General features: G+C 39.8%; 16 protein-coding genes, 2 pseudogenes and 1 riboswitch. Of the genes and pseudogenes, 4 read left to right on the plus strand and 14 right to left on the minus strand.

The genetic code is table 11. The annotated features are described in order from the left end of the window. The first annotated feature begins 220 nt into the window (after positions 1-220). Together M8E35_RS26615 and M8E35_RS23885 are read left to right on the plus strand one after the other, a co-directional pair. Complete coding sequence (locus tag M8E35_RS26615) at positions 221-349, plus strand: hypothetical protein (RefSeq protein WP_289710994.1); 129 nt, start codon at positions 221-223, stop codon at positions 347-349. Between the two features lie 74 nt (positions 350-423). After that, a complete protein-coding gene (locus M8E35_RS23885; protein WP_252473377.1) occupies positions 424-1,536 on the plus strand; it encodes a DNA alkylation repair protein in 1,113 nt (370 codons plus the stop codon). Between the two features lie 90 nt (positions 1,537-1,626). On the opposite strand, the gene M8E35_RS23890 is transcribed toward M8E35_RS23885, so the two are convergent. Next, on the minus strand, positions 1,627-2,505 hold the full coding sequence (locus M8E35_RS23890) for a hypothetical protein (protein ID WP_252473379.1): 879 nt from the start codon (positions 2,503-2,505) through the stop codon (positions 1,627-1,629). A gap of 764 nt (positions 2,506-3,269) precedes the next feature. Between M8E35_RS23890 and M8E35_RS23895 the strand changes: the two genes are divergently transcribed. After that, the gene (locus M8E35_RS23895; protein WP_252473381.1) at positions 3,270-3,635 is read left to right on the plus strand and encodes a hypothetical protein; all 366 of its coding nucleotides are present in this window, start codon (positions 3,270-3,272) and stop codon (positions 3,633-3,635) included. A 255-nt stretch (positions 3,636-3,890) separates the two neighbouring features. Here the strand turns inward: M8E35_RS23895 and M8E35_RS23900 are convergent, their stop codons facing one another. The 11 genes and pseudogenes from M8E35_RS23900 to M8E35_RS23950 all read right to left on the minus strand — a co-directional run bounded on the left by M8E35_RS23900 (position 3,891) and on the right by M8E35_RS23950 (position 15,271). Next, complete coding sequence (locus M8E35_RS23900) at positions 3,891-4,379, minus strand: CcdC family protein (RefSeq protein WP_252473383.1); 489 nt, start codon at positions 4,377-4,379, stop codon at positions 3,891-3,893. Positions 4,380-4,527: 148 nt separating this feature from the next. Beyond that, the gene (locus M8E35_RS23905; protein ID WP_309446504.1) at positions 4,528-5,385 is read right to left on the minus strand and encodes an ABC transporter permease; all 858 of its coding nucleotides are present in this window, start codon (positions 5,383-5,385) and stop codon (positions 4,528-4,530) included. Continuing rightward, positions 5,376-6,284: an ABC transporter ATP-binding protein gene (locus M8E35_RS23910; protein ID WP_252473387.1), complete on the minus strand. Its 909-nt coding sequence runs from the start codon at positions 6,282-6,284 to the stop codon at positions 5,376-5,378. The genes M8E35_RS23905 and M8E35_RS23910 overlap by 10 nt, the downstream gene beginning before the upstream one ends. Then, positions 6,284-7,327 carry a hypothetical protein gene (locus M8E35_RS23915; protein WP_252473388.1) on the minus strand — a complete coding sequence of 348 codons (1,044 nt, stop codon included), beginning with the start codon at positions 7,325-7,327 and terminating at the stop codon, positions 6,284-6,286. The genes M8E35_RS23910 and M8E35_RS23915 overlap by 1 nt, the downstream gene beginning before the upstream one ends. A gap of 61 nt (positions 7,328-7,388) precedes the next feature. After that, complete coding sequence (locus tag M8E35_RS23920; protein WP_252473390.1) at positions 7,389-8,441, minus strand: HAMP domain-containing sensor histidine kinase; 1,053 nt, start codon at positions 8,439-8,441, stop codon at positions 7,389-7,391. Further along, positions 8,434-9,111 carry a response regulator transcription factor gene (locus tag M8E35_RS23925; RefSeq protein WP_252473392.1) on the minus strand — a complete coding sequence of 226 codons (678 nt, stop codon included), beginning with the start codon at positions 9,109-9,111 and terminating at the stop codon, positions 8,434-8,436. Before M8E35_RS23925 ends, M8E35_RS23920 begins: the two co-directional genes overlap by 8 nt. Before the next feature lie 427 nt (positions 9,112-9,538). Then, positions 9,539-10,429, minus strand: coding sequence for a 4-hydroxy-tetrahydrodipicolinate synthase (gene dapA, locus M8E35_RS23930; protein WP_252473404.1), 891 nt, complete (start codon positions 10,427-10,429; stop codon positions 9,539-9,541). Between the two features lie 84 nt (positions 10,430-10,513). Next, positions 10,514-10,689: riboswitch (Lysine riboswitch) on the minus strand. 103 nt (positions 10,690-10,792) lie between these two features. Beyond that, positions 10,793-11,002, minus strand: a pseudogene (locus tag M8E35_RS23935) (B12-binding domain-containing protein); the annotation flags it as partial. 70 nt (positions 11,003-11,072) lie between these two features. Further along, positions 11,073-12,494 carry a trimethylamine methyltransferase family protein gene (locus M8E35_RS23940; RefSeq protein ID WP_252473406.1) on the minus strand — a complete coding sequence of 474 codons (1,422 nt, stop codon included), beginning with the start codon at positions 12,492-12,494 and terminating at the stop codon, positions 11,073-11,075. A 516-nt stretch (positions 12,495-13,010) separates the two neighbouring features. Further along, positions 13,011-14,357, minus strand: coding sequence for a sigma-54 interaction domain-containing protein (locus tag M8E35_RS23945; protein ID WP_252473408.1), 1,347 nt, complete (start codon positions 14,355-14,357; stop codon positions 13,011-13,013). A gap of 389 nt (positions 14,358-14,746) precedes the next feature. After that, complete coding sequence (locus M8E35_RS23950; RefSeq protein WP_252473410.1) at positions 14,747-15,271, minus strand: YfiT family bacillithiol transferase; 525 nt, start codon at positions 15,269-15,271, stop codon at positions 14,747-14,749. A 148-nt stretch (positions 15,272-15,419) separates the two neighbouring features. Between M8E35_RS23950 and M8E35_RS23955 the strand changes: the two are divergent. Next, positions 15,420-15,578, plus strand: a pseudogene (locus tag M8E35_RS23955) (LytR/AlgR family response regulator transcription factor); the annotation flags it as partial. Positions 15,579-15,873: 295 nt separating this feature from the next. Here M8E35_RS23955 and M8E35_RS23965 read toward each other — a convergent pair. Next, a complete protein-coding gene (locus tag M8E35_RS23965; RefSeq protein ID WP_252473412.1) occupies positions 15,874-16,548 on the minus strand; it encodes an ABC transporter ATP-binding protein in 675 nt (224 codons plus the stop codon). Continuing rightward, the gene (locus tag M8E35_RS23970) at positions 16,549-18,147 is read right to left on the minus strand and encodes an ABC transporter permease (protein WP_252473458.1); all 1,599 of its coding nucleotides are present in this window, start codon (positions 18,145-18,147) and stop codon (positions 16,549-16,551) included. Between the last annotated feature and the right edge of the window lie 116 nt (positions 18,148-18,263).

The raw sequence follows: 18,263 nt of genomic DNA on the forward strand, positions 1-18,263 counted from the left end.
TCATCAAGATGTTAGTTCTCTTTGTATTTCTACAAATGTCTAAACTTTTCATTTAGAAACGTGTCGCACATATAGCACTATCAAGCACTCCACTAATAACTTGACAAAGTATATTATGACATAATGTTGTCGAGTTATATACTTTATAATTTTACATGAGGTGATGATATGCAGATCAGCAAATTGTTTCAATTCAGATTACTTTTCAGAGGATGCAGTCGTGCTGGATGAAGGACAGAAAAGGCATGGTAAATCAGCAATCAAAAAATGGAGTGATGAATACCAGTTTGCAACAAACGTAAGACTAGAACCTAGAGAAGTGGAACAAAACAAAGACGAATTACCGTGACCTTTAAAGTAGATGGAGATTACGATAAGATTATTGAGTTATCCATTTATTCATCAGGAGATTGGAGGAGATCTATGGGTGATGCATTAAAGGATATCTATACCGCAGAATTTCTACATGGATTTAGTGCCAAGGTACACACTGCTTATAAGGATTTTGATTCGGAACAATTTGTAGTATCCGTGCTGACGCATCCATGGGATGAATTACCGCTCAAAGCCCGTATGCACAAAATTGCAGAGATATTGGGCGAATATCTTCCCAAGCGTTTTGAAGATGCTTTGCGTATTCTATTCTCTATCGATGAGAGCTGCAACGGGTTCCCATACCTGTTCTTCCCTGACTTTGCAGCCACTTATGGGCAGCAGGAGGAATATTGGGAGCTTTCAATGAATTCCTTGGAACGTTTCACACAGCGGTCATCTTCAGAGTTTGCAATTCGTCCGTTTTTACTGCGGGAACCGGAACGTGTCATGGAATATATGCTCCGGTGGTCATTACATCCAAACGAGCATGTACGGCGTTTTTCCAGTGAAGGCTGCCGGCCTCGTCTGCCCTGGGGTATCGGGCTTCCAATATTTAAAAAAGATCCGTCACCCGTTTTTAAAGTTCTGGAACGCCTGAAAGCTGACCCTTCCCTTTATGTCCGCAAAAGTGTTGCCAATAACCTGAATGATATTGCAAAAGATAACCCGGATGCTGTTTTGAGAACAGCACAACGATGGATCGGTCATAATCCGGATACGGACTGGATTCTACGGCGAGGCTGCCGCACCCTGATCCGGAAAGCCAATCCCGAAGCGATGACGCTCTTTGGCTATACGGACTTTTCAGAGGAAAAACCCCTATTTAAGAACGCATCCCTGTCGGTTAAGCCGGACGGGCTCCAAATTGGGGATAGCTGTAAGCTGCACTATTCACTCGACATAGTTGGGAATGCTCCGGCACATATCCGTTTAGAATACGGTATCGACTTTATAAAATCCAATGGAAAACCATCTCTCAAGCTGTTTCTGTTATCGGATAAAACCGTATCCGGCGGCGCACACTTGTCGGGAACACGCCTGCATAGTTTTGCGGAACTCACCACCCGCCGGCATTACCCCGGAGTTCATCGGATTGCACTGCTGCTCAATGGGCAGGAAATTGCACAAACCATGCTCAACATCACAGGAGATAAAACATGATTGTTAACAATTTGCTTTTAAAGCTATCCAATCCAATCCAATCCCCTCTCGATGTGAAGGGATTGGATAATGGAGTATTTGGTAACCACTTTATTGTTTCGAAGATTTCATTTCATTTGTAAACAAACTTTGAACAGCATCTGCCTGAGCTTGAGTTATAGTTTCTGCCGTTACGAGACTATCCAAGACACTGGAAAACCCGCCTTTGCCTCTTTTCTGATCTACACTATTATCCGGATCACCTGTAGGTTTTGCTGCTTCGAGAGCCGTTTGAATCGCATCTACTTGAGCCTGTGTTATTGTTCCTGCTGTTACCAGACCATCTAAAACGCTTGCTGAGTCTGAGGGTTTCGCTGCCTTGAGGGCTGTTTGAACCGCAACTTCTTGAACTTGTGTTATCGTTTCAGTTGTTACGAGACTATCCAAGACATTTGAAAACCCGCCTTCACCTCTTTTCTGATCTCCACTTTTATCCGGATCACCTGTAGGTTTTGCGGCTTCGAGAGCCGTTTGAATAGCATCTGCCTGAGCCTGTGTTATCGTTCCTGCTGTTACTAGACTATCTAAGAAGCTTGCCGAGTCTGAGTCTGAGGACTTCGCAGCCTTGAGGGCTGTTTGAATCGCATCCGCTTGAACTTGTGTTAAAGTTTCAGCTGTTACGAGACTATCCAAGACACTGGAAAATCCGCCTTTGCCTCTTTTCTGTCCACTTTTATCCGGATCACCTGTAGGTTTTGCTGCTTCAAGAGCCGTTTGAATCGCATCTGCCTGAGCCTGTGTTATTGTTCCTGCTGTTACTAGACTATCCAAGTTGTTTGCAAATCCACCTTGTGGTGCGGCTGACTGTATTTGAGCTAAGAAGTTTTGAGTGGGTACAGTGGCTCTGCTTGACTGATTTGCATAAACACCTGCTGTGGACATAAGTGTTGCTATAGCAGTTAGGATTACAATTGATTTTACTTTTTTCATTAGGTAGACCCTCCTTAAATTTAGCTTTGTTATCATTGAGCTGGACAAATCTTTATGTAGCAACCCATTTGTCAGAGATGATTCCTGTATATGTGTGTAACATACCTAAGAATCAACGCTTTCACTCGAAATGATTGAGTACAATGTTATTATGCAATATCAATCTGAAATTGGTCTGAATCTTACCTGAAAGTTTACTGAAATTCATCTGAATGTATCCTGATCTTGTTGGACACCTTGTCCGACTGAAGGAGTTACCGCAGTTCTGGTTCCACAAGATTAACGATTTATTTAATCTACTCAATTCTTAATTTAATTGAAGTCTCACAATAAGGTAACCGCAATGAGCCCTGTAACCATATAGCGCTATAAATTTATTGGGCCATATTCCCGTTGCCAGACCTCCTTGCTATAATGGTTATGTGAATTTTTAAAACACAGTCCACATTAAACGAAATAGCTATAAATGAAGGACCATATTCTCGATCTCTAATTTGACACCTAAAGAAGTTTATGTAATAAAAAGGAGCTTCTAAATGTTAGCGGAGTTTAAAATTATTAATGACCCCTTGCGTCCTAGTATTTGTACCAATCTTTGTTCAGTTTGTTACCGAAATAGTAAGAATGGGAGTAAAAGCATCGGCTGCTGTTCTTATGAACCAGAATTCTGTCTTTTCGATTTAGTATTTTTATATCTTCATTACCCTAAGTTTTATAAGTTGATCTTAAAAAAAGGTCATATAATTAAGGGATATAACGGAATAATGATAGAAATGAAATCCGGCTTCAACCATTGCCCCTTCGCAAGTGACTCGGGTTGTGTCTTACCAAGGGATGCCATAACGCCTCTGTGCCGGTTATTCATATGCCGGGAAGCGGCCATCTTTGGACCAGACATAGTCGAAGAAAAATTCGATGAATATTTTTCCAGCAAGGAATATGACTTAAATCTCTTTTTGAATAGTAAATTGGTACATGACAAGGATTTTACCAAGGCAAGACTACACAATTTTATAGTGGAATTTTCCCCAACAATAAACACTATGATTGCAGGAATCAATAGAATTAACCCGCCGATAGAAACTTTCAATATAGAAATGAAGCTTGAGGATTTTGGAATACTCCTATAGTATTTGGTGTACCCACTAAAAAACCCCTATAATAGATGATGATTTTCTATCATAGGGGGCATCTATTTCACTTTGGGGTTAGGTTCATCACATCGGTGGCTCTCCAGACTAACGTTCCTTCCACACGACAACAAAATGTTATATTTAGTGGCATAACCTAACCCAAGGTTCCTAGAGTCATGCCACGTTTACTTGTTGCTTTTCTGATTCCTCTCAGCAATAACCCTCTTTCACTTTGAGTAAGCTCATAGAGAATTATGCGTTGTCGAGTTGTCTTTTTAATTTTCTAAACCCAATATACATACTAATACGCCATGGCAGGATCATGCTAAAGGCCAAGATGAAAAAAATGCCGCTCATTTGGGCAGGATCGATATGTATGGTCTCAGCAAGGATAATTTTCCCGATCATTCTTAAAGTAACTAAACCTATCAAAGCCACTATAAACAGCTTTGATCTTTGGAGATAGATTTGGTTGTCCCGAATTTCAAATTTAGAAGTTTTTATTAAGACGATAGAGAAAAGCATTCCCATTACAACGGAACTTATCAGCTCAGGTAATGTCGGTCTAAACATTGGTAAGATAAACATACTCGCACCAGTTGCCATGAAAAGCGGTGGCAAAATAATCTTTTTCGCTACAGCAGGTTTTTTTGTGTTTCTCAATCGTACCAAATTAACGATAACAACCATTAACAACGACACGATAATTGATGCTATGACTAAAAACTGTTTTGTGAACATAATTACCTTTCTATCGTCCAGTCTTATACCTATTATAATATAACTCTTTGCCTTTAAAATATAGCAAAGAGTTATATTATTGCAGAGTTAAAGAGATATCGAACTCTTCTCTCATGCTTGCTATTGTTCAATTTTTTAGAATTTCTTTCTAAGTGATATCTTTACTAGAAAATTTCCGTATTGCTAACATCACAAATCCGAGCATGTAAATGGCTATATAGACAAACATCCATAGACTTGCTGGTTTGCCACTGCCCGATAAACTGGCAGCAGACATTGCACTTGCTGCCAGCTCAGAATTCGGAACCATGACCCGTTCCATCGTACTATAAATCGTTTGGAACGGTGAAATCAAGCTAATAAAAATTCCAGTACCAATGACTGAGTTGTTACTCACGTACTGCCCAATCATCTCGACCATTCCCCCAACATTACCTAAAATGTAAATGAAGATCATTAAGATTCCATTGGACACTGCTTTTAAGGACACAGATCCAAACAATGTCAGGCAAAGGACTGCGACTGGCAGCAATAGATACAACAACCATCCTGTAATGATTTGAGAGAACGTTAGACTGGTTATCGTGCTAAGCCCAAAAAAGGCTCCGATGACCAGAATTAATGAGAAAAGCAATGTTGCGTAGGTACAGGCTAAAATAACCAATCCGCCAAGTTTCCCAAGGATATACTGATAGCGTTGAATGGGACGAGAGAGAATCCCTTGAATGAGTCCTGACTCTAGTTCTGAGGCAATTGCACCCGATCCAAGCATAATAGTCAGCAAAGCTATTAACATGGCCGAAAACTGAAAACCCATTTTCGTAACCATTTGAATCGCAAAAGGCTTAAATTGATTTCCCATGCCATGAGTCACTGATGTGTTGGGAAAATAATTAAGCATTAATGTCCAAAATACCAAGTACAAAAAGGTGACAATCCCCATTATGATAAACGTTTTTTTACGAATAGCTTCATTTAGCGTTGTGATTAATATAGCTACGATGATTGTCCCTCCTCGCCAACAATCTGCATAAACACAGTTTCAAGCGTCTCTCGATGCGGCGTTAACTCATATAGTGTTACACCATTGGAGACAAGACTAGATGCAAGGGCAGGAATTTCCTCGTAATCGTTTAAAGATACTGTTAGACTGCCATCTGCTAGTTTTTGCAATGATTCGTGTTGTTTATTCATCTTTGCAAACAATTCTTCAGTTAGGCCATTGGCCCGGATTGTTAACAATATTTTAGTCATTAGTAACTCATCCATCCGCGCGGATTTAACAACTTTACCTTTGTGAATAAAGGTAACACTGTCACAAACTGCTTCCACTTCACTTAAAAGATGACTGTTTAAAAAGACCGTTGTTCCTTCATCTTTCAAAGAAACAATAATGTCTCTGACATCTTTACGACCAAACGGATCCAGAGCAGATGTTGGTTCATCTAGGAAGATCAGTTGTGGATTAGGCAACAGCGCACAGGCTAACCCGATGCGTTGCTGCATGCCTTTACTATATGAACCCACTTTGTAGTTTTCTTGCCCAACGAGTCCTACTAACTTTAAGACCCTGCTAATTTGATCCTTCTTATTTTTCAATTTGAATAATTGGGCGTGGAAACTCAGCAAATCCAAACCAGTCATCCAGTCTTGATAACGGAAAAGCTCAGGGAGGTAACCCATCTTTTCTCTCGCAGAAACATCACCAAGGGGTTTGCCAAGTACTGTGCCGCTTCCGGATGTCGGGAATACAAGACCCGTTAACATCTTAATACAAGTACTTTTCCCAGCACCGTTACGGCCAAGGAATCCATAAACTTGCCCAGCTTCTACTGAAAGGCCAATTTGGTCACATGCCGTTTTATTGCCATACTTTTTAGTAAGAGCATGTGTTTCGATGATCATTACCGAACACTCCTAGCGATTTTTGCAAGCTCAGCATCCGTTTTATTACCCATTAATCCATACAAATTGCCATCTTTGGTCCAAATCAGCACAGAAGCGTTCTCCATATTGGGCATTTCTTCTGCAGCGATTTTATGAGCTTCTTTCATAGCAGCAAATTTTTCTTCACCGTATTTGCTAATCAATTTTTTGCTCATTTCATCCATAGCTGCGACCTGCGACTTACCATTTGATCCTTCAAGAGCTTGACTATGTGATCCTGGTGCTATCATATCTTGAGGAATTGTTTCAGTAAATCCTTTTAAATCAGACATAGTGTAGACGTAACCATTTTTCCCTCCCAAATCCACTTCTCTTCCGAAACCAACTAGGACAGGAAGATAGATATCAGAAGTATCTTCCTCGATTTCAGCAAGTTGTTGACGAAGATTCGTAGGAATTAACGGCAAATTTAGCATGACATCTCGTAATTCTTTTTTTGCGGCTTGCGGTGCATCTAAATAGGATTTCTGGGTTGCTACGAATAGGACATCATCATATTTTGCGTAGGCAGCAGCTGAAGATACCATAGACATTTCGACATTGTTTAGATCACTGGAAAGCAGTTTTGGACTATTAACCGCTTTCAGCAGTACATTGCTAGCATCCACATCTAACGTGAACGTCATTTTGCTAGAATCCATCGCAGAGATCTCAGGCTTTTGAGATTCTAGTTCCCGTGGCAAACGAAGTTTAAAAGCACCAAACTCCTCGGCCTCTTGCAGTTTTGTTACTTCATGTTGTGGGTGTGAAACAACGTTGATCAGAGAGCTGTGTTCAAAGTTCTTTCCTTTAAAATCTTCTTTCAGATTAGAAATGGTTTGCATTCCTTCTTGCAGATCCGCAATTGTAATTTCAAGGGTTTTCACATTGTTTACACGGAAAATCGATAGAGTATCTAGCGCTAAAGTTTGCACTGGTTTTACAAACGTAATAAGTCCCAACATAAGCACTAGTGAAGCCCCGATTACTATTTTTCGTTTCATACCATCAGATCCCTTCATAATATAATTTCGCTCCTCCTCTTTTTACATCAAGATTATGTCCTCAATGTGACCGTTTTTATTAATTTCTAAATGGCAATTTAACAACAAATGTTGTCCCTTGTCCAATTTCACTGGTAAAATCTATTTCTCCATCGTAGATTTCCACGATCTTCTTAACGATTGCTAAACCAAGACCGCTCCCCTCTTTGGAATGGGATTCATCGACTTGAAAAAATTTCTCAAAGATTCGTCCTTGATCGATTTTGGATATACCGATACCTTGATCCTTGATCTCGGCAACGACCTTGTTCGAAGTTTTTCTCGCTTGAATAAAAACAGTTCCGGACTCAGCAGAGAATTTAATAGCATTCTCAATTAAGTTCAACCAAATCTGTTGGATCAGGGCTTCGTCACCAGTGTAAACTATTTCATCTAGATCTATGTCGAGTTCTAAGTTTTTCTTAGACCATTTTTCCTCTAGAAGGACAATCGTCCTCCGAATTTGCTCATCTAAAGAAAACTGTTTCGTGCTCTCTGGGATGAATTGATGATCCAGCTTAGAAAGTCGAAGCATATTTGAACTTAAATGGCTTAATCTCTTGGTCTCATCAATGATGATGTTTGTGTAAGCCTGAAAATTTTCTTCCGACAGCTCCTTATCTTGAAGCATTTCAGCGAAGCCTTGGATAGACGAAATAGGTGTTTTGATCTCATGGGACACGCTGCTAATAAAATCTTTGCGGAGATACTCCATATTACCGAGTTCAGTCGTCATTAAGTTGAAATTCTGGGTCAAAACCCCTATTTCATCATTGCTCTTATAATCCATCTTGATTGAAAAATCACCCTTAGCAACTTCTTTTGTTGCATTGCTGATCCGAATGATAGGGTCAGAAATTTTCCGAATCGCGAAGAATAATAGTGAGCCTCCCAAGGCTACACATAAGATCAATGTCACGAACATGAAACTTCCAAAAACTGCATGCGCTTCGCTAATACTCAGATCACCATGATAGAGCACTAAGAAAAGAATCGTCATCAGAGAAAAAGAAACAAAACAAGAGAAAAACAAGATTCCGATGGCAATCAAAGTACCTTTGGCCCGAATTGAATTTGACAATTTCTTAACCATAAATTTTCTCCGCCTTATAACCAAGTCCCCGAATCGTTATGATTTTAAACTCTGGCCTGTCTTCGAACTTCTTACGAAGCTTTTTAATGTGGCTATCCACCGTTCGTTCATCGATATCCGTATCCAGCCCCCAAATTTCAGACATAAGCTGTTGCCTTGTAAAAATTCGCTTTGGATAGCTCAACAGTTTAAATAGTAGCAGAAATTCTTTTTTGGGCAATTCAATATAAAGGTCTGGCCCATTTATGCTCAAATTATCATAGTCCAGTACGATTTCACCTATCACAATTTTATGTTCATTGGTAATTTTAGCTCGTCTTAGCAGAGCCGCTACTCTCAAAATCATCTCGTTCATATCAATTGGCTTTACCATATAATCGTCTGTACCCAGTCTAAAACCTTTCTCCTTGTCCTCAAAGCCCTCTTTAGCGGTCACCATTAAAATAGGCATGCTATAATTTGCTTCTCTAAGGCTTTCAATAAGTTCGAAACCATCCATAAGTGGCATCATGATATCACTAATAATTAAATCGACATGTTGATCTTCGAGGATTTTTAGAGCTTCTTGACCATTTTGGGCTTGTAAAACTTTATAACCGGCTTGTTCCAAACGGGTTTTCATTAACATACGTAAGTTTTCATTATCTTCGACAACCAAAATTGGAAACATGGCAAACCTTCTTTCAAAAGATTACATGCTTATTGTTCATCGTTTGTTGTTTTCACAATTCACTAGGATATTATGCATTGTTAAAATCCTTTTTTCAAATTTACCGTTTTGAGAAGAGTGTAACTTAATAATGTGACTTAAATGTGTCCAAATCACAATGGATAACATTTGTTTTGGCAGTTTTTACAATCCCTAGACTATTGCATTGCTCGTTTTACCCACTAAAAAACCCCTATAATAGATGATTCTATCATAGGGGGCATTTATTTCACCTTGGGGTTAGGTTCATTACATCGATGGCTCTCCAGAATTAACGTTCCTTCCACACGACAACAAAAATGTTTTGTTTAGTGGCATAACCCCCCAGAGATAACTAAGCTACCCTATTGCCGTATTGATTTGCTGGTCTCGTCCCTAATGACCTTCCTTAAACGTTTAATCCATGTGCTTTCATAAGAGAGAATAACTTTTCACGGTATATATCCTCCATTGTAGTGAGAGGCGATCTGAGATAATCCTTGCAGAAACCCATAGCTGCCATAGCAGCTTTGACCGGAATAGGGTTTACTTCACAAAACAGTGCGTCTATAAGGGGGTAAAGTTTATATTGCTGCTCTGCACTGCCTGTAATGTCACCATTAAAGAAACGGGTGCAAATCTCACGTGTCTGTGCCGGCATAATGTTAGAAAGCACAGAAATGCCGCCAACTCCACCAAGCGCCATAAGTGGAACTAACTGATCGTCGTTGCCTGAATACAAATCAAGCTTGCCATGCACACGCGCCATCGTTTCAACAATTTTAGAAATGTTGCCATTTGCCTCTTTAATCCCTACTATATTTTCGTGTTCAGCTAATACTTCGTAGGTTGCAGGCTCAATGTTTATACCTGTCCTTGAAGGCACATTATAGAGAATGATAGGCTTAGTACTCTTGTCGGCAATTTGAGTAAACATTTTAATCAGGCCTTTTTGTGTAGCCTTGTTGTAATAAGGGGTAACTACGAGCATTGCATCCGCACCTGCTTCGCCGGCACTACGAGTAAGGTCATGCGCGTATTCGGTGTCATTGCTACCTGTGCCTGCAATGATCGGCACTCTGCCTTCTGCGTGCTGAGCTGCAAATGTAATTGCTGCTCTGTGCTCAGCATCAGTTAGGGTGGACGCTTCACCTGTGGTTCCACAAATCACCAGAGCATCAATCCCCTCAGCAATTTGCCAATCGATCAATTTGCCAAACTGCTCATAATTAATTCCCGTTTCGTCCATAGGAGTGATGAGAGCAGTGGCAATACCTTTGAAAACAGTGTTCTTTTTCATATTATTCTACATCTCCTTAATATAAAAAATAGCTGATACGGAATCAGCTACTAGATTACCATATGATTTTCCAATCATATCTGTAATATAGATAGCTCTCCGCAAACGCGACAGTTGAACAAATCTTATTTTGTTCAACCAGCCCAGTCCCTACGTAATTGGGACCAACTTCGGCATCTACACCTTTCACAGAAGCTACGGTCTTACGTAAACCTTAACAACTTCGGGTACTGATTGTACGATGCACCTCTATCAATTCTATTAAGTGTATTCATATATCGCTATACTTGTCAAGCCCAAATTAAAAGCACACGGAGACATGAGTACAAGGGAGCGTCAAAGATTGAGTACTTATTTGGTGGAGCTCATAGCTCTAGCTGACATCATGACCTCAGGAACAAACATTTCTCCTGATTTAAACTTCGGAGCTACTATATTCATCCCCTCAATCAGACCCTGATTAATAATTTCAATTGGATCGGTGCCACCCTCAATTAGCTGCTGGGTAATATCCTTGACTCCCAAAAAATCCCCTTTAAACACGGCATCTGCCAGTTGGGTTAGTGTACTCACAGTAAATCCTCCATTTATTATAAAAAAATGTTTTTATCGCCCTTGCATCTTCAATTAGAAATTATCTTGTTTAAATGGAAGCCTTCTCGATATACCTCTGTAAATCTTTATCTAGATCCTTGTCAATCAAGGATTCTGGAGCATTGTTTAAGATTTCCTTGTATTTTCTATTCGCTCGAACAACTACATCCTCGGAACCCTGGGTTACCCATTCATCATAAGAACCCCACTCCGAAACGGTTGGTGTCCAACTTTCCCTGAAGTGTTCGAAGGTATTGGTGTGCATTAGATATGATCCGTTCTGACCCATTTCTTGAATGATATCAACTGACAAAGCCTCATCAGAAGTATCAATACCTTTATAAATGTGTAAAACTCTGCGAATCATCTCTTCATCAAGGATGAATTTTTCATAGGAAGTAGCCATGATGGCATCTAATACCCCTAAGCATTGAACAGCAATATGAGCACCACTCATCATTCCCATCATTAGACTCATCATCGACTCATATCCCGCCTGAGCATCTAGGATCTTTGATTCGGTAATACCACACATAGTTCTTGTGGGTAAGTTGTAGAATTCCAAGCCCATTTGGATGTTAGAAGTATTGATCATCATGGCTTCAGGAGTACCGGCACAAAAGCTAGCACGCTTGAAATAAGATCGAGTGGAAGCGTTGCCATATACAACTGGAGTGCCGGGACCCACTAATTGGCTAAAGACTAAACCTGCCAAGAATTCTGTATTTTGGAGAACGCTAGTCCCCAATAGGCTGATGGGGGCTGTTACTCCCGCCATGATACAAGGGGCCAACAACAGAGGCTGTCGAAGTTTAGCGTACTCCCGCATGGTTTGGATAGTTTCCGGAGCGTATGCTAAGGGGCTCAAGGGATTTACCAATACTCCTACACATGGATTCTCTGCTAAAAACTGCTGTCCGCCCACAGCCATAGCAACCATATCCAATTGATGCTTAGCCTGTAACCCTTCTGTACACATTCCGATTATCGGCTTATCTGTATTTTTGATAATCTCATACATCATACTCAAATGCTTATTTTCGCTGGCTACATCACTAGGATCTACCGGAATACTTCCCACCAGATTGATCACATCGCTGGCCTGACATAGTTTTTGGATATTTGTATAGTCTTGCAAGGTAGCCAAGCGTCGTCCCTTATCCATATCCTGGATATACACAGGACCTACGTTAGGCTGTTGAATAAAACCATCCCCAACAATTACAGACTGTTGATCATTTCTAGCCGACCATTTAAACTTGCTCGGTGTAGTTGCCAAGGCCTTTTCCACTAATTCGCGGGTAATGTAAACCACTTTACCATTAACTCTTGCCCCGTGTTTTTTAAAGAGTTCCACGGCCTCATCATCATGAAAAGCTACTCCTGTTTCCGCCAAAATCTTTAGAGATGCTTCATGGATTCTGGTATAATCTTCTTTTCCAATAAACTCAAGTCTAGATCTTAATGCCATTGTCCTTCTCTCCTTTCAAATAACTTACTAATTCCAATCTTTTTTAATGGACTTCAGAAAACTCAGTAATACCATCATGGTAATAGGAATCATTGGCACAGCGGCCACGATCAGTGCCCCCATTGCTAAGGCCCATAAAATCCGGACCCAACCGGGTGGTTCATCTCAAGATTTTATAATGTTTTTCGACAAATTATTTTAATAGCAATTCTGATGCCAACTTTCTAATTATTCCAAAATATCTTTTAAAATAGAAAATTTAAACATTAACTCCGATTTTTAAGGATATCTAATCCCCTAACCAATATTTTGTGGCATATTTTGGTGCAGTAGGAAGTACATTATTTCAAATAATGCCCTTAAACTAGAATTAAGTAATTCAAATATGAATTACTTTCATTCAATCCTGAATTATTTTTAGTTTTCTCTTCTTCCGGCTCCACCATGCCCGAAAAAAAACTGACCCACCTCAAATAATATGGATACCCAATAAATGTGGAAAACCCCGAATTTTCATCAGGGTAATTCATGCACATATTTACTTATCAATCGCCAAGCCGTGGATTGACTAACTTGTAGTGATTCTGCCACTTTATAGGTTGTTTTGTACTGTTTATAAGCGTCAATCACTAGGTTCTTTTCTACTTCTTGGAGAGCTCCCGCCAGAGAAAAATCTCTAATATTCAATCCGGTATCAACCCCATGCAAGTCATTTCTGAGACTTTTGGGTAAATCCATAAGCTTTATAATACCCTCCGGATTGGTTATAACCAATCTTTCCACAAGGTGCTCTAATTCGCGAATATTACCCGGCCATTGATGTTGTAATAACACATCTAGGCAATCTTGAGTAAATTGATGAGCAGTTTTATACTTTTTATCATATTTATTTAAGAAAAAGTATATCAATGGCAGGATATCACCCAGTCGTTTTCTAAGCGGGGGTATTTCTAATTCGATCACATTTAATCGATAATAAAGATCTGCCCTAAACTTACCTGCTTTCACTGCCTCATTCAGATCTGAATTAGTGGCAGCGATAATACGACAATCCACACTCTTAGATTCTCTTCCTCCAACAGGGCTGTATTTATATTCCTGAATTACATGCAAAATCTTAGCTTGTAAACCCAACGGTATTTCTGCGATTTCGTCAAGAAAAAGGGATCCACCAGTTGCTAGCTCGATTAGCCCTATTTTCCCCTTTTTGTCGGCTCCAGTAAAAGTGCCCGAGGCATACCCAAACAATTCTGATTCCAGCAATTGGTCGGGAATCGCCGCACAATTTATCGTGATAAATGGTCCATCTTTTCGAGAGCTTAGTTTATGTATATGTTTAGCTATGACTCCTTTACCGGTTCCTGACTCCCCAAGAATTAGAACGTTCGATTCAACAGGGGCAATCCTCTGGACTAGTTCCAGTAGATCTAGCATTGCTTTATCTCGGGCAACAAGATTATGATTGATAAATTCCTTTCTCCTCAGCAGCTCTACTTCTTCTTTATACTTATCTACTAATTCTAGAGTTTGGGCTATATCATGTTTTACTTTGTTTATTTGATAAATGTCACGCACATTCATAATAATTAACTCTAAATCTCCATTTTCGCTAAAGACTGGTTCGGCTGTTGTGACGATCCTCCTTCCCGTAATCGTTTCCTGCTCTAAGGTTACCCTCTGCTTTTCCTGGAGAATTATGGGGGTAATTGGTGGGAAACAATACCTTTCTAAAGCCATCTGTCCCGCTGTTTGCCCAATCAATCCCTCCGGCACTACTCCGTAGTTTCTTTGACAGGCTGGGTTAACATATATAGTAACTCCATCTTTATCAGTGACAAAAATCTCATCATAAGAATGATCCAATATCTAGTTTCTCTATCTAAAGGGCAGGAACTGCTATTCATGATTAATCCCTCCTTAGGCAATACCTTCGGCAAAAACGGCTTGTCTTTTTTCAGTTCAATCATATTATATTCTCCATGGTTAGGCTTCATTATGAAAATCATACAGTCAAAACTTCTTAATCTCAAGGCTTTTAATATTTAAGCACACATTTCTCTCTAAACGCAAATTTTGAATAATCTTTAGAGTCCTTCTTTGAAGTAAAACCTTTTAACGAAAGGTAGAAATTTTGCCTAAGAGTGGTGCATCATTTAACAAAGGTGCAGAAAACACAAAAAGCACCGCCTAAACGATGCTCTATCTGCCCTAAAAAGTCCAAAATATCACAGATTGGAAGCAATTCTTAATGGCTAAAGACCGATACTCTTTCTGAAATTCATAATATGCGCCAAGTGGTGATTGCCATGCCAAGCGTATAACGCTGTTGTCTTTCTAATACTTAGATCACCGGCATCAGGGTGACGAAACTGACGATTGAGTTCAGCAGGTGATAACGACCTCAATAAAAAGACCCATCGAAAATGAAGAGTTTCAATAAGCTTAAGGGATACATCGACTGGTAAGGCACGAGCATCTTCAAGTTCAGCCCATAATGCTTCGTTGAACGGTATTATTGTGGGGAAGTCCTCAGTCAAGGCAAGTTTAACTCTGATGTATGCGTTCATATGACTATCTGCTAGATGATGAATAACTTGCTGAATTGTCCACCCTCCTGGTCTATAGGGAGAACTTAATTGTTCATAAGACAAATCTTTAACTGAATCGGCAAGTAATTTTGGCACAGCCTCAATTTGGGCAATAAAGTTATCAACCTGATCCAAACTAACCTCTTCTGAAATATTAAATTGCCCGATGGGATACCTTAGTTTATCCATGTTCCAATAGGCCCCCTTTATTCACTTTTCTTTTCTTAGGAAAAATCCCAGCAATTTAGCCTTTGTATGATTCTCTCAAACCCTTAATTGTGTATTTCAATTATTTTGAGAAATATCCTCCTATTTGCCTAGTTTTCGTTAAAAATGGCAATCCGATTCCATGTCAACATGCAACATAGTATTTGTGACATCTACAGATGATTATGATCAATTCAGGCAGATCCAGCCTTTACAGGTAGTATGCAAGCCCGGTACCCAGGAGCGTATTGATGAAATATTAGACACGATTCTGGTTTTATTTATATAATCAGATGAATAGAGCTGAATTGCTTGACCAATCCTCAACTTTGGGAATCAAGGTCTGGATTAGCAGCGATTAGCTCTGAAAGAGACGTGTTATTGGCACGAGCTATTTTGCAAAATGTATCACCCGGTTTGTTAATGTAAATTTTACAGGTTGCAATCAGACGCTCTAAATACCCCCATGTTAGTGGTCCTACTATTGTCCTAGGACCCGTAAATTATGTGTTAATAAGGGACAGAATAATTATAGCATGCTTAATCGAAGAGTGAAATACGGAGGATAATTGGGAGTAATGAACTTAGATAATTATGGCTTTTCCTTTCCCAATCGTCTCCCCTTTATCTAAAATCACGACCTGATCAGCGATACTCTTGGCATCTTCCCTATCATGAGTCACAAAAATCGAAGTCATCCCAGTATCCTTCAAAATTCCGTTTAACTCTTCCCGAATCGATTGACGCAAATGGGCATCTAAATTACTAAAGGGTTCATCAAGCAAGAGAATCGATGGCTTCGGAGCAACCGCTCTGGCAATCGCCACCCTTTGCTGTTGTCCTCCACTTAATTCGTAGGGGTAACGCTTAGCATAATCCTCTAAATGTACAAGTTCCAACATTTCACGGATTCGTTCGGTTTTTTCTTGTTTACTCAAATTCGTTAAACCAAACCGGATATTCTCCTCCACCGTCATATGGGGAAAGAGTGCATAGTCCTGAAAAACCATCCCAATCCCTCGTTTTTCCGGAAGCACGAATTTATCTTCATTAAATAGTATCTTTCCATTGATTTGCATTTGACCATTCAGAGGAAATTCAAGTCCAGCGAGAAGTCGCAAAACTGTACTTTTTCCACTTCCACTTTCCCCTAAGATGCAGGTAACTTCACCCTGATTCATTTCTAGATTAAAGTCCTTAACGTTATCTACAGATGAATTCTTATATCTAAAGGACAATCCTCGTATTTCGGCAAACATTTAGATTCCCTCCTTTTCTCCAAGTTTATTTAGCAAATACACGGAAGCAATGCTGACTAGAATAATCAACAAGGCAGGAATCGCAGCCTCATGAATCATTTCATCCGTGGCATACTCATAAGTTTTAGTAGCTAGCGTATTAAAATTATACGGTCTTAGGATAAGGGTCAGCGGAAGCTCCTTAACGATATCGACAAAGGTTAAAGCGAAAGCACTGATAACCGCCGGCTTAATCATAGGGAGGTCAACTCTAAAGAACGTTTTGGTTACCCCGTTTCCAAGTATACGAGAGGCTTCAAAAAACTTCTTCCCCACTTTTTCAAACCCTGCTTCAATGGATTGGTATCCTACGGCTAAGAAACGAACGGAATAGGCAAAGATTAGCATAACAACACTCGAACTGAGAACCAAAGTGATCGAGTTAGGGTTCAATGCTTTATAGAACCACTCTAGCTTACGATCAAAATCTACAAAGAAAAGAATCACTCCCATAGAAATAACGGCTCCTGGAATCGAATATCCAAGCAAAGTGACCTTTGAGAAAAGCTTCCCAACCCAGTTTTCTTGAAGCCTAGAAAAATTCGCAATAATCACAGCAACCCCCAAGATAATTAACGCTGCCACCAGCGCTACAACGACCGAATTCCCGAGCAACTTAAGAAATGCTATATTAAGAACCTTTTTATAAGTTAAGGTACTCCAAACAAGGAGTTGAAGGACTGGAATTATGAACCCTAAACTAAGAAACATAAAACTGACGAAAAAAGCCCAAAACCCCTTCAGCCCCCTAAGCCGAGTCCGTACAATTGGCCTTACTTTAGAGGTGGTATAACTGTATTTTTTTCTCCCTCTCAATCCTCTTTCAAGCAGTAATACACTAATGACAATAGTCATCAAAACTCCTGAAAGCTTAACGGCAGTGTCGATATCCCCCATAGAGAACCATGCCTTAAAAATCGCAGTACTAAATGTTTGCACTCCAAAATAAGAGACTACTCCGTAATCATTGAGTACCTCAAATATAACGAGAGTCATCCCACCTAAGATAGCCCCCCTCGAAATAGGAAGAACAACCTGACAAAAAATTTCTAACGAGTTCTTCCCTAACAGCCTAGCGTTTTCAATGAGAGACGCTGATTGGTTGGATAAAAACGCACGAGTGACTGTATAGACATACGGAAATAAGAAGACAGCGAAAATGAATATTGCTCCCTGAATGTTCATAATATCCAACCACTTCGGACTGACTTGAACTTCCAAGACATTTCTGAGAAGCCTTTGTACGACTCCAGTATAGTTTAAAATCCCATTATAAGTGTACGCCCCAATATAAGTCGGAATTGTTAATGGTAGAATCAGAGCCCAATTAATAATCTTTCTTCCCGGAAAATCATAAGCGGAGATCAACCATGCCAGCCCGCTTCCAACCAAAACTGTAAATACACCAGTAAAACCAATGATTACCAAAGTGTTGGTAATATAATCTTTAAGCAAATAGGTTTTTATGTGATACCAATTTTCATTCGGTTGAACAAACAAATTCCCAAATAAGTCAACATTAGGCAAGATAATCAGTGCAGCGAAAAACGCACTTAACATTCCCCATAGGTTAAAGCTCCGTTTGATACTGCTACCACTCCTCAAATTTACACCGCCCTTAATCTTAACTATATAACTGACCATACCAAACGAAGGCAGCCTCTCTAGGCTGCCTT

Source organism: Desulfosporosinus nitroreducens (genome assembly GCF_023897015.1).
Lineage (GTDB): Bacteria > Bacillota > Desulfitobacteriia > Desulfitobacteriales > Desulfitobacteriaceae > Desulfosporosinus > Desulfosporosinus nitroreducens.

Excerpts from the sequence above, each read along its gene's own strand:
- M8E35_RS23920 (WP_252473390.1), bottom strand. The coding sequence starts at position 8,441 with ATGGTTAAGAAATTGTCAAATTCAATTCGGGCCAAAGGTACTTTGATT.
- M8E35_RS23890 (WP_252473379.1), bottom strand. The coding sequence starts at position 2,505 with ATGAAAAAAGTAAAATCAATTGTAATCCTAACTGCTATAGCAACACTT.
- M8E35_RS23940 (WP_252473406.1), bottom strand. The coding sequence starts at position 12,494 with ATGGCATTAAGATCTAGACTTGAGTTTATTGGAAAAGAAGATTATACC.
- M8E35_RS23965 (WP_252473412.1), bottom strand. The coding sequence starts at position 16,548 with ATGTTTGCCGAAATACGAGGATTGTCCTTTAGATATAAGAATTCATCT.
- M8E35_RS23900 (WP_252473383.1), bottom strand. The coding sequence starts at position 4,379 with ATGTTCACAAAACAGTTTTTAGTCATAGCATCAATTATCGTGTCGTTG.
- M8E35_RS23925 (WP_252473392.1), bottom strand. The coding sequence starts at position 9,111 with ATGTTTCCAATTTTGGTTGTCGAAGATAATGAAAACTTACGTATGTTA.
- M8E35_RS23950 (WP_252473410.1), bottom strand. The coding sequence starts at position 15,271 with ATGGATAAACTAAGGTATCCCATCGGGCAATTTAATATTTCAGAAGAG.
- dapA (WP_252473404.1), bottom strand. The coding sequence starts at position 10,429 with ATGAAAAAGAACACTGTTTTCAAAGGTATTGCCACTGCTCTCATCACT.
- M8E35_RS23910 (WP_252473387.1), bottom strand. The coding sequence starts at position 6,284 with ATGATCATCGAAACACATGCTCTTACTAAAAAGTATGGCAATAAAACG.
- M8E35_RS23915 (WP_252473388.1), bottom strand. The coding sequence starts at position 7,327 with ATGAAGGGATCTGATGGTATGAAACGAAAAATAGTAATCGGGGCTTCA.
- M8E35_RS23970 (WP_252473458.1), bottom strand. The coding sequence starts at position 18,147 with ATGTTAAGTGCGTTTTTCGCTGCACTGATTATCTTGCCTAATGTTGAC.
- M8E35_RS23885 (WP_252473377.1), top strand. The coding sequence starts at position 424 with ATGGGTGATGCATTAAAGGATATCTATACCGCAGAATTTCTACATGGA.
- M8E35_RS23895 (WP_252473381.1), top strand. The coding sequence starts at position 3,270 with ATGATAGAAATGAAATCCGGCTTCAACCATTGCCCCTTCGCAAGTGAC.